We start from the raw sequence: 13625 nt of genomic DNA on the forward strand, positions 1-13625 counted from the left end.
GTGACGCTGGGTGACCGGTCGGGGCATTGTCGCGCCCTGCCCGCTGCACTAGCTTCCGCCGTGTGTGCGGCATCACAGGGATCGCGGGTCAGCTCGCCGTGCAGCCGGTCGACGAAGTCGTCCGGCTGCTCGAGCACAGCCTGGACGCCCTGCGTCACCGCGGCCCCGACGGGCAGGGCACCTGGACGGCGCCGGGGGTGCCGGTCGCGCTGGGTCACCGGCGGCTGGCGATCATCGACCTGTCGTCGGCCGCGGCCCAGCCGATGGCGACCGAGGACGGCGCGCACGTCCTCACCTACAACGGCGAGGTCTACGACCACCGGGCGGTGCGCACCGAGCTCGAACGGCGCGGCCACCGCTTCACCACCAGCTCCGACACCGAGGTGCTGCTGACCGCCTGCCGGGCGTGGGGCCCGCTGGAGACCGCCCGCCGGGTGCACGGGATGTTCGCCTTCGCCTACGCCGACCGGCAGCGCGGCCGGCTGTGGCTGGTCCGCGACCGGTTCGGCGAGAAGCCGCTGTACTGGACGCACACCGGCGGCACGGTGGCCTTCGCCAGCGAGCTGCCCGCGCTGACCGCGCTCACCGGCACCCTCCCCGACGTCGACCGCGGCTCGCTGGCCACGTTCCTCGCCCGCGGGGCGATGGCCCAGCCGGCCACCATCTGCCAGGGCGTCCACCAGGTGCCCCCCGGCGGCGCCGTCTGCGTCGAGCTGAGCGACCGGGTCACCGCCGGCGACGTCACCCACCACGTGCACTGGGACGCCGTCGGCGAGGCGCTGCACGCCCGCATGTCCCCGTTCCAGGGCTCGCTGGACGACGCCGTCGAGGCCGTGCACGCCACCCTGCGCGCCAGCGTCCAGGCCGCCACGGTCGCGGACCGCCCGGTGGGGGCCTTCCTCTCCGGCGGCATCGACTCCTCGCTGGTCACCGCGCTGATGCAGGAGGCCTCCGACCTGCCGGTGCGCACCTTCACCATCGGCTTCGACGACCCCCGGTACGACGAGTCCGGCTACGCGGCCGCCGTCGCCGCGGAGCTCGGCACCAAGCACACCGCGGTCACCCTCTCCGCCGACGACGTGCTGGCCGTCGTCCCGCAGCTGGCGGCGCTCTACGGCGAGCCGTTCGCCGACCCCTCCCAGCTGCCCACCCACCTGGTGGCCCGGGTCGCCCAGGCCGACGTCACGGTCGCGCTGTCCGGCGACGCCGGCGACGAGCTGTTCGGCGGCTACAACCGGCACATCACCTCGCAGCGGCTGTACCGGCCGCTGTCCCGGGTGCCCGGTGCCGCGCGCCGGCTGGCCGGTCGCACGGCACTGCGGGTGCGCCCGGACGTCTGGGACGCCGTGGGGCACGCCGCCGGCATGCGCTCCCCCGGCGGCGGGCTCGGCGCCCGGGTGCACAAGGTCGCCGCGATCGCCGACTTCACCGACGTCGCCGACCTCTACACCCGACTGGTCTCCTCGACCGGACGGCGGTTCGTGCTGGGCGACGTCGCACCGGCCGCGCCGCGGCTGCCGGCGGTCGACGGCCCGGTCGAGGCCTTCATGCTCGCCGACACGATCGGCTACCTGGCCGACGACATCCTGGTGAAGGTCGACCGGGCGGCCATGGCGACGTCGCTGGAGACCCGGGTGCCGATGCTGGACCCGGCGGTCTACCGGCTGGCCTGGTCGCTGCCGCTGGAGCACAAGGTGGCCGGGGGGCTGGGCAAGCTGGTGCTGCGCCGGCTGGTGGACACCCTGCTGCCGCCCGAGCTGATGGCCCGGCCCAAGTCGGGGTTCGGGCCACCGCTGGCCGACTGGCTGCGCGGCCCGCTGCGCCCCTGGGCCGAGGACCTGCTGGACGCCGGGCTGCTGCGCCGGCAGGGCTTCCTGGACGTCGAGCAGGTCCGCACGGTCTGGGCCTCGCACAGCAGCGGCCGGCGCAACCACACGACCGAGGTCTGGAACCTGCTGGTGTTCCAGTCCTGGCTGGCCGAGACACGGGGGTCCTGATGACCGGAACGGACGGCGGGCGACCGGGCCGGGTGGTGTACGGCATCACCGTGCCCCAGTCGGCGGCCACCCTGCTGCGCGGGCAGCTGGGCTGGTTCCGCGAGCAGGGCTGGGACGTGCACCTGGTCACCTCGCCCGGCGCCCAGCTGGGGACGGTGGCCGAGCGGGAACGGGTGACCGTCCACCCGCTGCCGATGGAACGCGACACCAGCCCGCTGCGGGACCTGGTGGCGCTGGTGCGCTGGGTGCTCCTGCTGCTGCGGCTGCGGCCCGACGTGCTCAACGTGGGCACCCCCAAGGCCGGGTTGCTCGGGGTGCTGGCCGGCTGGCTCACCCGGGTGCCGGTGCGGGTCTACGTCATGCGCGGACTGCGGCTGGAGAGCTCCCGCAGCCGGCTGCAGTACGCCGTCCTGTGGCTGGCCGAGCGGCTCACCGTCGCGCTGGCCACCGAGGTGGTGTGCGTGAGCCACAGCCTGCGCGACGAGGCGGCTGGCCGCCGGCTGTTCGGCCGGCGGGACCACCCGGTCGTGCTGGCCCGGGGCAGCAGCAACGGCGTCGACCCCCGACGCTGGGACGCCGGGCTGGCCGGCGTGGACCGCGAGGCGGTCCGGCGGGACTGGGGCGTGGCGCCGGGCGAGCTGGTCGTCGGGTTCCTCGGCCGGATCGCCCGGGTCAAGGGCGTCCAGGACCTGCTCGCCGCCGCCGAGCGGCTCACCGACCTGCCGGTGCGGCTGGTGCTGGTCGGCCCGGTCGAGGACGACGACCTCCGACCGGAGATCGCCGCGCTGGGCGACCGTGTGGTCAGCAGCGGGGAGTGGACCTCCGACCCCTACGACGTCTTCACCGGGATGGACGTGTTCTGCCTGCCGACCCGGCGCGAGGGCTTCCCCAACGTCGTGCTGGAGGCGGCGCTGGCGCAGGTCCCGACGATCACCACCACGGCCACCGGCGCGCGGGACTCCGTCGTCCCGGGTGTGACCGGGTGGCTGGTGGAGACCGGCGACGTGCCGCAGCTGGCCGACGCGATCCGGGCCTGTGAGGCCGACCGGGAGGGGGTGCGCGCGGCGGGCCGGGCGGCCCGCGCCCGGGCGCTGAGCGACTTCCGGCCGCAGACGATCTGGAGCGGCCTGCAGTCGCTCTACCTCGGTGGCTCCGCGGCAGCGCCGGCTCCCGCACTGCGTGCCGCCTGAGCACCCGGCTCGGCGGCTGCCGGCAGGCGCAGCGCGCGGCGGAACGTCGGCGCCCAGGCGGCGTAGCTGTAGTGCCGCTCGACGCCCTCCCGGGCGGCCTGGCCGCGGGCCCGGCGGGCCGACTCGGACTCACCCAGCAGCTGGCACACCGCGTCCACCCAGGAGCCGGGGTCGGCTGCGGCCAGCCCACCCAGCTGGGTGAGGACGCCCTCGTTGACGCCCACCGGGGAGGCCACGGCGGGCAGTCCGGCGGCGCCGTACTGCAGCAGCTTGTAGGCGCACTTGCCCCGGGTGAAGGGGGTGTCGGGCAGCGGCATCAGCCCGCAGTCGGCGGTGGCCAGCAGCGCGTCGGTGCGGGCGCCGGCCCAGGCGACCCGATCGGTCATCGCCGTCAGCTCACCCAGCGGGCGTTGCCCGGCACTGATCACGGTCAGCCGGGCACCGGTGCGGCGGTGCACCTCCAGCAGGGCGGGCGCCACCGGCTGCAGGTAGGGCTCGGTCGACGGTGACCCCAGCCAGATCAGCCGCGGCACCGGGCCCACGGCGTAGTCCCGCTTGCGGGGGTAGGCGTCCGGCTCGACGCAGCTGGGCACGACCTCGACCCGCGGGTTGAGCCGGGCCGCCGCCTCGGCCAGGTGCGCGTTCCCGGCGACCACCAGGTCGGCGGCGCGCACCGCGCGGGCCCAGCCGGCCGCCTCCCCGAGGTGGCGGTGCAGCCCGCCCCGGTGGTCGGCGAACAGTGCGTCGTCGAAGTCGTAGACGCCCCACCCGGCGCGGCGGAGCATCGCGGCGTCCAGGTGGCCGCCGGTGAGCGGGCCCAGGGAGCGGGAGAGCAGCAGCCGCTCGGGAGCCGGCCGCACCCGCCAGCGGTACAGCCGGGCCTCGGCCCGGACGACGCCGAGCGGGTCACGGGCCAGCGTGCGGGGCCGGACGTCGGCCGCGCCCAGGTAGTCGTGCACCTCGGCGTCCAGGTCGAGGTGCCGCAGCCAGTCCAGGACCCGGACCCGGGTGCTCGCCCCGGACGGACCGTACGACGACGCGACGGCCAGCGGGGCAGGGCGGCGGCGGGACAGCCTCGGGACGGCCACCGCGCCACCCTAGGGCCGCACCGGGCCCCGAGGTGAGACCTGCTTCACGCCGTGATCCTCAGTGAGCGTCCCGTCCGGTCTCGCCGTTGGGCGCACCGGCCTCCCGCCAGGCGCAGTCACCCCGGTCGCAGACGCATCCCTGGCGCGCCGTCGACGGTCCGTTGCCGCACTGCCCGGCCTGCCCCACGCGCTCGCTCTGCCGGTCGGCTGCGCGCATGGCCCGGCCGATCAGCAGGCCGGCGAGCACGACGAGCACCGCACAGGCGATCGCGCCGGCCACCACCCAGGTCATCTCCCATGTGTAACCCATCCGCGACCGAGGACACCTGAGCCGTGCCTGTGCGTGTGCGGCACAGGGTCCCCAGGAACACGAACGGCCCCGCACTCACCAGGAGTGCGGGGCCGTTGCGCTGTCTCAACCAGACGTGCGCCCGAAGGGACTCGAACCCCTAACCTTCTGATCCGTAGTCAGATGCTCTATCCGTTGAGCTACGGGCGCGTGGTGCGTGTTCAGTTGTTGCGCGGAGGCTCCGGGATTTGAACCCGGGATGGGGATTAACCCAAACCGCATTAGCAGTGCGGCGCCATAGACCGGACTAGGCGAAGCCTCCCGGGGACCGGGTCTCCCCGGAACCACCGAGAGAGAAGGCTACCAGCGCCGCTGGGCGGCTCCCAACGGGGGTCGGGAGCCGCCCAGCGGGTCAGGCCGGGACGACGTCGCGCCGGGACGCCGCGGGCAGGTCGGGACGGCGTCCGGGCAGCAGCGTCACCGCCACGGCCAGCGCCGCGGCAGCGGTGGCCATCACCAGGGCCCCGGCCACCCCGGCCGAGCTCTCGATGAGCCAGCCGCCCACGGCCGCGCCGATGGCCGAGGCGCCGAAGGTCACCGTGGACAGCCAGGTGAACGCCTCGGTCACCGCCGACGCCGGGGCGATCGAGCCGACCAGCGAGCTCTGCACGGTCAGCGTGGGGGCGATCGCCGTCCCGCCGAGGAAGAGCAGGGCACCGAGCAGCCAGGGGCTGGACACGGCGGCGAGCGGGGCCAGGCCGATCGTCACGCCGAGCAAGCACCAGCGGTACTGCCGGGGCAGCGAGGCGCTGACCACCCGGGCACCGAACCAGAGGCCACCGCCGGCCGAGCCCAGCGCCCACACCGCGAGGAGCACGCCGGACATGCCCGGCGAGCCGGCCGCGTCGGCGAAGGCCGGAACGGCGACCTCCAGGCCACCGATGCCGAACATCAGGGCGGTGCCGCTGAGCAGGATGCGCGGCATGCCCGGGGTGGTGACGGTCGCGAGCAGCGGGCGCCGCGGAGCGGCGACCGGCTGCCAGGCGCGCATGGGCGCACTGGTGGCGATGCCGAGCGCGCCGCCCACCCCGAGCACGCCGGCGACGGCGAGGGCGATCGCGGGGCTGGCCAGCAGGGTGAGCGCGGCGACCAGCGTCGGGCCGGCGACGAAGACGAGCTCGGTGGCGGTCGCGTCCAGGGCGTAGGCGGTGGGCCGAACCCGGGGGTCGACCCGGGACCAGAGGGCGCGCACCGTGCCCGAGACCAGCGGGGTGCTCGCGCCGACCGCGCCGGCCGCGGCGAGCATCAGCGCCACGGGGGCGTCGGCGAGGACCACGAGGGCGACCGTGGCGAGGAGCAGCGGGTACATCGCAGACTGGGCGATCAGCACCCGGCGGGGGCTGCGCCGGTCGGCGAGTCGGCCGAGAACCGGCGCCAGCACTGCCGTCGCGATGCCGTAGGTCGCCGAGACAGCGCCCGCCACCGCGTACGAGCCGGTCTGGTCCTGCACCATGAGGAGCAGCGCGAGCGGCACCATGGAGGACGGCAGACGGCCGGCGAAGCCGGAGAGCAGCAGCACCGGGGCGGCCGGGAGCCGCCACACGGTGAGGTACGAACGCATGACTGGACTCACTTCAGGACGTGCGAGACAGGGAATCGTAGGTGGCCAACCGCAGTTGACCCCCTACAGATTCCGAACGGTATCACGGCGGTAGGGAGTCAAATGGACTACGACACCTACGGGTCGAACGCCGTCGAGCTGGCCATCGACCTGGCCAACGCCGACCGTGACGACCCGCAGTGGGTGCAGGTGTTCCTCGACGCCCACGTCGAGTGGTTCACCGACGGGACGCCCCTGGGGCTGACCGCTCCGGACGCCGGGTCGGTCGAGCGGACGGCGACCCTCGTGCGGGACGTCGCGCTGGCCGACAGCGAGCCGGAGGTGATGGCCCGGCTCAACGCCCTGCTCGACCTGGCCTCCCCCAAGCCGTACGCCACCGCCCACGACGGCGATCTGCACCTGCACTACGCACGTCCGGACGCCGACGCGGTCGAGCAACTGACGACCACCGTGGCCATGGGCCTGTCCCAGGTCGTGGTGCAGCACGGCTGGCAGCGGCTGGGGGTGTGCGCCGCCGAGGGCTGCGGGCACGTCTACGTCGACACCTCCCGCAACGCCAGCCGCCGCTACTGCTCCAACACCTGCGCCAGCCGCTCGACGGTCGCGGCCTACCGCGCCCGCCAGCGCACCTGAGCGAGGCCCCCTCCTCTTCGTACTCACAGGGGCCGACAGGGAGCTAGCCTCCGCGGGTGCCTCACCCCCGCGACTGGGACGCGATGCTGCTCGCGCGCATCGCCCGGCTGCCCACCACGCGGGTGGACCGCTGGCTGCGCCAACTGTCCACCTTCGCCGACCACGGCAAGCTCTGGCTGTTGGTGGCCGCCCTGCTCGGACTACGGCCGGGTCGGTCTCGACGGGCCGCCGCGCGCGGAGCCGGGTCGATGCTCGTGTCCAGCGCCCTCGTGAACGCCGTCCTGAAGCGGTCGTTCCGCCGGGTGCGGCCGGACCTGGCCGGCGTGCCGGGCGACCGGAGCCTGCGGCGGGCGCCGCACACCGCCTCGTTCCCCAGCGGGCACTCGGCGTCCGCGGCCGCCTTCGCCACCGGGGTGGCCCTGGAGAGCCCGTTCACCGGCGCGCTCCTCGCACCGGTGGCGCTGGGCGTCGGCTACTCCCGGGTGCACGTGGGCGTGCACTACCCGGGCGACGTACTGGCCGGGATCGCCGTCGGGAGCGGGGTCGCGCTGGCCACCCAGCACTGGTGGCGGGTGCGGCCCACCGGCCCGGCTCGGGTGTGGCGGGCCTGGGACGCGCCCGCGCTGCCGGACGCCGCCGGCCTGGTCGTCGCGGTCGCCCCCCGGTCAGGGCGGGAGGACTAGGACCCGGCCGCGGACATCGCCGAGCTGTTGCCGCGGGCCGAGCTCCTGGAGACGACCGAGGACGCCGACGACAACGGCCGCTACGTGCCGCGCGGGTCTCTCCCACGTGACGGCCGCGACTGGAGGACGGGCTGCTCGACGTGCAGTACCTGCTGTCCAGCCGGACCCGGGCGGTGCTCGCGACACTGTTCGGCCTCAGCGAGCAGGCCGGTACCACGCCGAATCCCAGGTGCCGGAACTGCGGGTGCCAGCGCTGTCGGGTGCCCAGCGGATCGCCTACGACGGCGAGACCGGCGAGGCGGCGACGGAATTCCTGTTACGCAAGCGCGAACGGCTGACCGTCTACTGCTCCCGGTGAGCTAGTGCTCTGCTGCCACCCAGGCAGCAGAGCACTAGCTTCCACAGGTACGGCTTTCGGGGGACGCGACAGCCCGCTGACCTGCGTAGTCTCCGCAACGACTCTGCTCAGGGCTCGAGGAGGACGACGGATGCGGCTGGTCAGGACGGCGGCCGCAACGGCCGTGGGCATCGCGCTGCTCACCAGCTGCTCGAACGGCCAGACGGCCAACGAGACGCTGCCGTCGGCGTCGTCGTCAGCCACGGAAGCCAGCGAGTCGCTCCCCCCACTCGGCCCAGCCGACTTCCCCATGCCGATCGAAGCCCGCGAGAAGACCCAAGCCGGCGCAATCGCTGCTAGTCAGTACTTCATTCAACTGACTGTTCGCGCCTATCAGCAAGGCGACACTGAACCAGTCCGCACTCTTAGTCGCGACTGCGAATACTGCGAAGCCCTGATCGATGCGGTCAATGAGGATCAGGCGGCCGGGAACCGTATCACCGGCGGCGATGTATCGTTCGCCGACCCGGGTCAGGCCTATCTAACTGGCGAGACCGCCGAAACGGCGTTCACAGTCGAGCAGACTAGCCTTTCCGTGATCGGGCCTGACGACGAAGCCATAGCATCACGTGCACAGCCAAGCTTCACCGCATTCACTGCGCTTGCGGCGACCTGGAGTCCGGACCTACAAGCCTGGCTCGTCAACCAGTTGACCATCACTTGAGAGCCACTCTCTGTGCACTGATTGTCGGCGTCCTGTTGGCAGTCTCTGCGCAGGATGCCCTTGCGGCTCCCTGTTACGGCTGCCCGGCGGAGCCCACGCCGACTACCTCGGTTGGCACTGGCGCACTGCTGGTCAGTTTCGTGGATGGCGTCCCGGGATCCGGACTCCGCAAGGCCTATGCTGCACAGCCTCAACCAGCCCCTTATCGGTGGCGGCTCCGGACCCCATGCCAGGCCGACGATCAAGATTTGGGGGCGTGTCAGCCTGGGGCGCAAGCATGTCCGGAGATTTCAGGTGCCGTGGTCGTGCTCTACGAGGTTGGACGTCAACGACTAGCCCAGCCAGGCGCGACGGAAGTCGATGGCATCGCCCCTAGCCCCGGAGTTCCGATCGGCGAAGGCTATGGGACCTGGGTCAACGAAGGCAGCACGTGCGTCGACGTCACGGACTTGAACCCGCCGCCGTCGCCGGCGGAAGTGTTCCGCTACTTCCAAACGCTGCCTCTCCCCGAGTTGACCACCCGCCAGCAGCCGCCTGGAGAGGCTCTCGTGGGCCTGCCGGTCGTCTTCTTCACCGACAGCCCGACGACGCAGACCTTCACGGTGGACATCCGCGGCTTCTCCGTCGTCATCGTCGCCAGGGTGCAGAGCTATGCGTGGGACACCGGCGACGGCACCGTCCTCACCACGACCCAACCCGGCGCCCCCTACCCGGACCACACGATCACCCACGACTACGCCGCTGGCACCTACACGGCGTCATTGACGACCACATGGGCCGCGACCTACTCCGTCGACGGTGGCGTGCAGGCCGACGTCCCCGGCACGACCACCACCCAAGGCGACCCAGCCACCTTCACCGTCCGGCAGGCCCGCTCGGTCCTGACCGACCCGTACGACTGACCGCGAGGTCTCGGGACGTCGAGCGCGCCTCCACGTGGACGCACGCCATCCGGGAGCGTCGTAGGACGTGACGTCCGGAGACCGCTCAGGCCGGGGGCAAGGTGAGCTGCTGGCCGCCGATGTGGGCCACCAGGGGGTCGGCGGAGGAGATGCCGTCGGGGACGTGCAGGACGGTCGCATGAGGACTGATGTCCGCGGTGCAGTCGGACTGCTCGAACGACCCGCTGATGCCGACCTCGATCTCCTGCTCGTCGACGACGGTGACCTCGTCCGGCTCGCTCGGACAGCTGCTGCTGCCGAAGGTGATGACGACGAGGTGGGAACCGTCCTCGGTCCACGCCACCGTCGGGCCAGGCACCGAATAGGAGAACGCGGACTCCGCGATCGACCCGAGTGGGAACCGCTCCTCCTCCGGACTGCCGTCACCCAGGCCGAAGGCGGCTACGTGCGGCAGTCGATCAGCACACCCGGCCACGAGGATCGTCAGCGCCAGCACAATCACGCCCCAGCCGAGGAGAACCCGTCTTCGCGGCACTCCAGACCTCCTGACCTCGGGGCTCAGGCCGACCCACGAGCCGCCGGGCGCGTCGATGCACCCGGACACGGCCGAGGATGTCGGACGCTGCCACCCTCGCGCCACCGACCTCCCACGGCGAGAGCAGCTGGCGGCCCGCCACCACCTGCTCGCGTTCCGGCACGCCGAGCCGCCGGTCCGACGGTCGCCGCGGGGAAGTGCCCGGCTCGGCCATTGCGCAAGCCCCTCGCCACGGGCATGATCCCGTCCACCTCAACGAGGAGGTGGACGAGATGCCCTGGTGGGCATGGGTACTGGTGGCGTGGGCACTGGTCGCGACAGGTGGCGCGCTGTGGCTCGGCCAGGCCGCCCTGGCGGTCAAGCGCCAGGAGCAGAAGGACCTCGACCGGCACATCGCCGCGTTCGAGCAACCTGCCGCCGACCACCGCCTCGCCGGCTGAGCTTCGGGTGACCCACGTGTCACATCAGCCACTGCCACATCAACTGTGTCCAGCGAGCGATCACCTTGGCTGACATCGCCCATGATCAACCAACGGTCGTGCGACACGTTGTCAGCTGTTGCCCACGCAAGTCGGCGTGGACACCAAGCCTGGACGACTAAAAACAACTCGTGGTCGTCGCCGTGGTCTCCCTCAGCTGGGTCATCGTCTCTGCCGGGCTCGCCCTGGCCGTCGGTGGCGGGATCCGTCTCGCCGACCGCCGCGCCCCGTTCACCGACCACCTCGCCGGGCTCCCGGCCGACCTCACCGTCGACGACGTGCTCGGCGTCCGGCCGGTCCAGCCCAGCCACTGACCCGCACGGGCCCACCCTGGACTCAAGGAACCGGCCCCCCTGGTCGATGACCAGGGAGTGACGACGACGCTGCTGCTCATCGCCGCCGTCTGGGTGATCGTCGCGGTCATCGCCGCACTGTGGGTCGGAGCCGCGATGCGCCGCGCCGACCAGGGCGAACGCCGTCGCCTGGAGCGTGAGCGCGCCGCCCAGGACGATGCCGCCCCGGACTCCCAGCCGGAGGACGGCCGGCACAGCGCCTGACGCTCGCCCAGCGATGATCGTCGCTTCTCACTACGGTCACGGATCAGAGGTTGTCCTGGCACTGACCAGGGCACTGCTCTGCTGACGTCACCGATGGGAAGAGGTCACAGATGTTGGTCCGCCGGATCGCCCGGCCGATGCTCGCCGCCACGTTCATCTACGGGGGTGTCGACACCCTCCGGAACCCGCAGTCGCGCGTTCCTGGCGCAGCACCGGTCGTCGAACAGATCACCGAGATCGCCGAGAAGCAGCTGCCGGTCGAGGTCTCGCACGACGTCGAGCAGTGGGTGAAGATCAACGCCGGCGTGCACGTGGGTGCCGGCACCCTGCTCGCGCTCGGCAAGTTCCCCCGCTTCTCCGCGCTGGCCCTGGCCACCTCGCTGGTGCCGACCACGCTGGCCGGGCACCGCTTCTGGGAGCACACCGACCCGAAGGAGCGCTTCGGGCAGACCAGCAACTTCCTGAAGAACGTCGGCATGTTCGGCGGGCTGCTGATCGCCGCCGTCGACACCGAGGGCAAGCCGTCGGTCGGCTGGTGGGCCAAGCGCACCGCCGGGGCAGCCGCCGCCGCGGCCGAGGCCAGCTACGAGAAGGCCTCGAAGAAGGCCGCCAAGGCGCAGAAGCGTGCCGCCAAGCAGACGAAGAAGCTCAAGCACTGATCTGACCGCATGAGCACGGCACACACGCCCGCGGGCGCGCTCCGGAGGATCGCCTTCCTCCTGGAACGCGCCCGCGAGCCGTCCTACCGGGTGCAGGCCTTCCGCACGGCCGCCGCCGTGGTCGCCGGCCTGGACGACGCAGAGCTCGAACGCCGGGTGCGCACGAAGTCGCTCACCGACCTCAAGGGGATCGGCGACAAGACCGCCACCGTCGTCGTCGAGGCACACCGCGGCGACGTCCCCGCGTACCTGCAGCGGCTCGAGGAGTCCTACGCCGAGCTGACCCCGCTGGCCGACGAGGCCGCGGCGCTGCGCGCGGCGCTCAAGGGCGACCTGCACGCGCACTCGGACTGGTCCGACGGCGGCAGCCCCATCCGGGACATGGCCGAGGCCGCGATGTCCATCGGCCACGAGTACCTCGCGCTCACCGACCACTCGCCCCGGCTCACCGTCGCCAACGGCCTCTCCCCCGCGCGGCTGGAGCAGCAGCTGGACGTGGTCGCGGCGCTGAACGAGGAACTGGCCCCGTTCCGGATCCTCACCGGCATCGAGTGCGACATCAACGTCGACGGCTCCCTCGACCAGACCGACGAGCTGCTCGGCCGCCTCGACGTCGTCGTGGCCAGCGTGCACTCCGAGCTGCGCGCCCCCGCGGCCCAGATGACCGAGCGGATGCTCGCCGCGGTGGAGAACCCGCACACCGACGTCCTCGGCCACTGCACCGGCCGGCTGGTCATCGGCCGCAGGCAGCGCAACGGCACCCAGCGGCCGCGGCCGGAGAGCGAGTTCGACGCCGACGCCGTCTTCTCCGCCTGCGTCGCGCACGGGACGGCGGTGGAGATCAACTCCCGGCCGGAGCGGTTGGACCCGCCGCGCCGGCTGCTGACCCGGGCGGTGGAGCTCGGCTGCGACTTCGCCATCGACACGGATGCCCACGCCCCCGGTCAGCTCGACTGGCAGGACGCCGGGTGCGCCCGGGCCGTGGACTGCGGCGTGCCGACCGACCGGGTGATCAACACCCGGTCAGCCGAGCAGCTGCTCACCCGCACGCACCGCTGACCGCGGTGGCAGCTGCCACAGGGCGCCGAGCCGGCGGTCCAGGTCGGGGTCGAACCGGTCCAGCCCGCCCCCGGGGTAGGGCGTCAGTTCGCCGAACCACACCTCGCCGGCGACGTCGAACAGGTCGACCCGGATGAAGTCCAGCCCCTCCCCCAGCGCCTCGGCGACCTTCGTCAGCTCCGGCAGCGACGCCGGCGGCGGCGTCACCGGGCCGGGCGGCACCGCCTCGACGACGTCCACCGGCGTCCAGTCCGGGGTGTACAGCCGGCGTCGGTGCTGGCCGAACCGGCCGGTGTCCACCTGGACGAGCTCCAGCCGGCCGCCGAAGACCAGCAGCTTGTGGTCGGCCGGCACCTCTCCCGCCGAGCCGATGAACTCCTCGACCAGCAGTGTCCGGCGGGCCTGGCTGTAGACCCACTCACCGCGGTCGCGGAACAGCGGCTCGTCCAGCCAGCCGGTGGTGAGCCGGCGCAGCGCTGCGACGTCGGGCCGGCCGGCGCCCAGGTGCACGCGCATCGTCCCGTGGTTGGGCTTGAGCACCCACCGGTCGGGCAGCGCCACCTCCGCCAGCTCGGCGACGTCCGTCCCGGTCCACAGCACGCGGGGCACGCTGAGCGAGGGCAGCACGGTCGACGCGTGATCCTTCATCGCCAGCTTGTCGCCCAGCCGGCCGATCAGCGGACGCCGGTCGTGCACCACCCGCCAGTTCACCTTCTCGGTGAACGTCCGCGGGGGACGACCCGGCCAGCGGCCGTGCGCCCGCCGGTAGAGGACGGCGCGCTTGGCCAGGAGCGGCAGCCGCCGGACGGCGGCCGGTGGCAGCAGTGGGGCCACCGGGGCGCCTCCTCGTGCGATCGACACAGCTCACACAG

General features: G+C 72.9%; 17 protein-coding genes and 2 tRNA genes. 12 read left to right on the forward strand and 7 right to left on the reverse strand.

What is annotated here, in order from left to right; genetic code table 11:
• Positions 1 to 62: 62 nt before the first annotated feature.
• Positions 63 to 1997: an asparagine synthase (glutamine-hydrolyzing) gene (asnB, locus tag HLA93_RS02950; protein WP_222192755.1), complete on the forward strand. Its 1935-nt coding sequence runs from the start codon at positions 63 to 65 to the stop codon at positions 1995 to 1997.
• The gene (locus tag HLA93_RS02955; protein WP_222192756.1) at positions 1997 to 3187 is read left to right on the forward strand and encodes a glycosyltransferase; all 1191 of its coding nucleotides are present in this window, start codon (positions 1997 to 1999) and stop codon (positions 3185 to 3187) included. Before asnB ends, HLA93_RS02955 begins: the two co-directional genes overlap by 1 nt.
• On the opposite strand, the gene HLA93_RS20675 is transcribed toward HLA93_RS02955, so the two are convergent.
• From HLA93_RS20675 to HLA93_RS02980, 5 genes are all read right to left on the reverse strand, one after another.
• A complete protein-coding gene (locus tag HLA93_RS20675) occupies positions 3136 to 4275 on the reverse strand; it encodes a glycosyltransferase (protein WP_222192757.1) in 1140 nt (379 codons plus the stop codon). The genes HLA93_RS02955 and HLA93_RS20675 overlap by 52 nt on opposite strands.
• Before the next feature lie 58 nt (positions 4276 to 4333).
• Positions 4334 to 4567 carry a hypothetical protein gene (locus tag HLA93_RS02965; RefSeq protein ID WP_222192758.1) on the reverse strand — a complete coding sequence of 78 codons (234 nt, stop codon included), beginning with the start codon at positions 4565 to 4567 and terminating at the stop codon, positions 4334 to 4336.
• Between the two features lie 134 nt (positions 4568 to 4701).
• A tRNA-Arg gene (locus HLA93_RS02970) sits at positions 4702 to 4774 on the reverse strand.
• Positions 4775 to 4797: 23 nt separating this feature from the next.
• Positions 4798 to 4886: transfer RNA gene (locus tag HLA93_RS02975), tRNA-Ser, on the reverse strand.
• 90 nt (positions 4887 to 4976) lie between these two features.
• Complete coding sequence (locus HLA93_RS02980; RefSeq protein WP_222192759.1) at positions 4977 to 6185, reverse strand: MFS transporter; 1209 nt, start codon at positions 6183 to 6185, stop codon at positions 4977 to 4979.
• A gap of 102 nt (positions 6186 to 6287) precedes the next feature.
• On the opposite strand from HLA93_RS02980, the gene HLA93_RS02985 reads away from it, so the two are divergent.
• The 5 genes from HLA93_RS02985 (at position 6288) to HLA93_RS03000 (ending at position 9464) form a co-directional block, all read left to right on the forward strand.
• Positions 6288 to 6818 carry a CGNR zinc finger domain-containing protein gene (locus tag HLA93_RS02985; RefSeq protein WP_222192760.1) on the forward strand — a complete coding sequence of 177 codons (531 nt, stop codon included), beginning with the start codon at positions 6288 to 6290 and terminating at the stop codon, positions 6816 to 6818.
• 56 nt (positions 6819 to 6874) lie between these two features.
• Entirely contained in the window at positions 6875 to 7501 is a 627-nt protein-coding gene (locus HLA93_RS02990; protein ID WP_222192761.1) for a phosphatase PAP2 family protein, read from the forward strand.
• A 229-nt stretch (positions 7502 to 7730) separates the two neighbouring features.
• Positions 7731 to 7859 carry a hypothetical protein gene (locus HLA93_RS21375; protein WP_281424997.1) on the forward strand — a complete coding sequence of 43 codons (129 nt, stop codon included), beginning with the start codon at positions 7731 to 7733 and terminating at the stop codon, positions 7857 to 7859.
• Between the two features lie 130 nt (positions 7860 to 7989).
• Positions 7990 to 8562: a DUF6318 family protein gene (locus HLA93_RS02995; RefSeq protein ID WP_222192762.1), complete on the forward strand. Its 573-nt coding sequence runs from the start codon at positions 7990 to 7992 to the stop codon at positions 8560 to 8562.
• A 548-nt stretch (positions 8563 to 9110) separates the two neighbouring features.
• Positions 9111 to 9464, forward strand: coding sequence for a hypothetical protein (locus tag HLA93_RS03000; RefSeq protein WP_222192763.1), 354 nt, complete (start codon positions 9111 to 9113; stop codon positions 9462 to 9464).
• Between the two features lie 85 nt (positions 9465 to 9549).
• Here HLA93_RS03000 and HLA93_RS03005 read toward each other — a convergent pair whose 3' ends face one another.
• A complete protein-coding gene (locus tag HLA93_RS03005; protein WP_222192764.1) occupies positions 9550 to 9999 on the reverse strand; it encodes a hypothetical protein in 450 nt (149 codons plus the stop codon).
• A 272-nt stretch (positions 10000 to 10271) separates the two neighbouring features.
• Here HLA93_RS03005 and HLA93_RS03010 point away from each other — a divergent pair, with 272 nt between their 5' ends.
• From HLA93_RS03010 to HLA93_RS03030, 5 genes are all read left to right on the forward strand, one after another.
• On the forward strand, positions 10272 to 10439 hold the full coding sequence (locus tag HLA93_RS03010) for a hypothetical protein (RefSeq protein WP_222192765.1): 168 nt from the start codon (positions 10272 to 10274) through the stop codon (positions 10437 to 10439).
• Positions 10440 to 10609: 170 nt separating this feature from the next.
• Entirely contained in the window at positions 10610 to 10792 is a 183-nt protein-coding gene (locus HLA93_RS03015) for a hypothetical protein (RefSeq protein WP_222192766.1), read from the forward strand.
• Positions 10793 to 10849: 57 nt separating this feature from the next.
• Complete coding sequence (locus HLA93_RS03020) at positions 10850 to 11035, forward strand: hypothetical protein (protein ID WP_222192767.1); 186 nt, start codon at positions 10850 to 10852, stop codon at positions 11033 to 11035.
• A gap of 110 nt (positions 11036 to 11145) precedes the next feature.
• Positions 11146 to 11694, forward strand: coding sequence for a DoxX family protein (locus HLA93_RS03025; RefSeq protein WP_222192768.1), 549 nt, complete (start codon positions 11146 to 11148; stop codon positions 11692 to 11694).
• A 9-nt stretch (positions 11695 to 11703) separates the two neighbouring features.
• Positions 11704 to 12753, forward strand: a complete 1050-nt coding sequence (locus HLA93_RS03030; protein ID WP_222192769.1) for a PHP domain-containing protein — start codon at positions 11704 to 11706, stop codon at positions 12751 to 12753.
• Here the strand turns inward: HLA93_RS03030 and HLA93_RS03035 are convergent.
• Positions 12718 to 13587 carry an ATP-grasp fold amidoligase family protein gene (locus HLA93_RS03035; RefSeq protein WP_222192770.1) on the reverse strand — a complete coding sequence of 290 codons (870 nt, stop codon included), beginning with the start codon at positions 13585 to 13587 and terminating at the stop codon, positions 12718 to 12720. The genes HLA93_RS03030 and HLA93_RS03035 overlap by 36 nt on opposite strands.
• Positions 13588 to 13625 lie beyond the last annotated feature (38 nt).

It is taken from the genome of Modestobacter italicus (assembly GCF_019799965.1).
Classification (GTDB): Bacteria; Actinomycetota; Actinomycetes; order Mycobacteriales; family Geodermatophilaceae; genus Modestobacter; species Modestobacter italicus_A.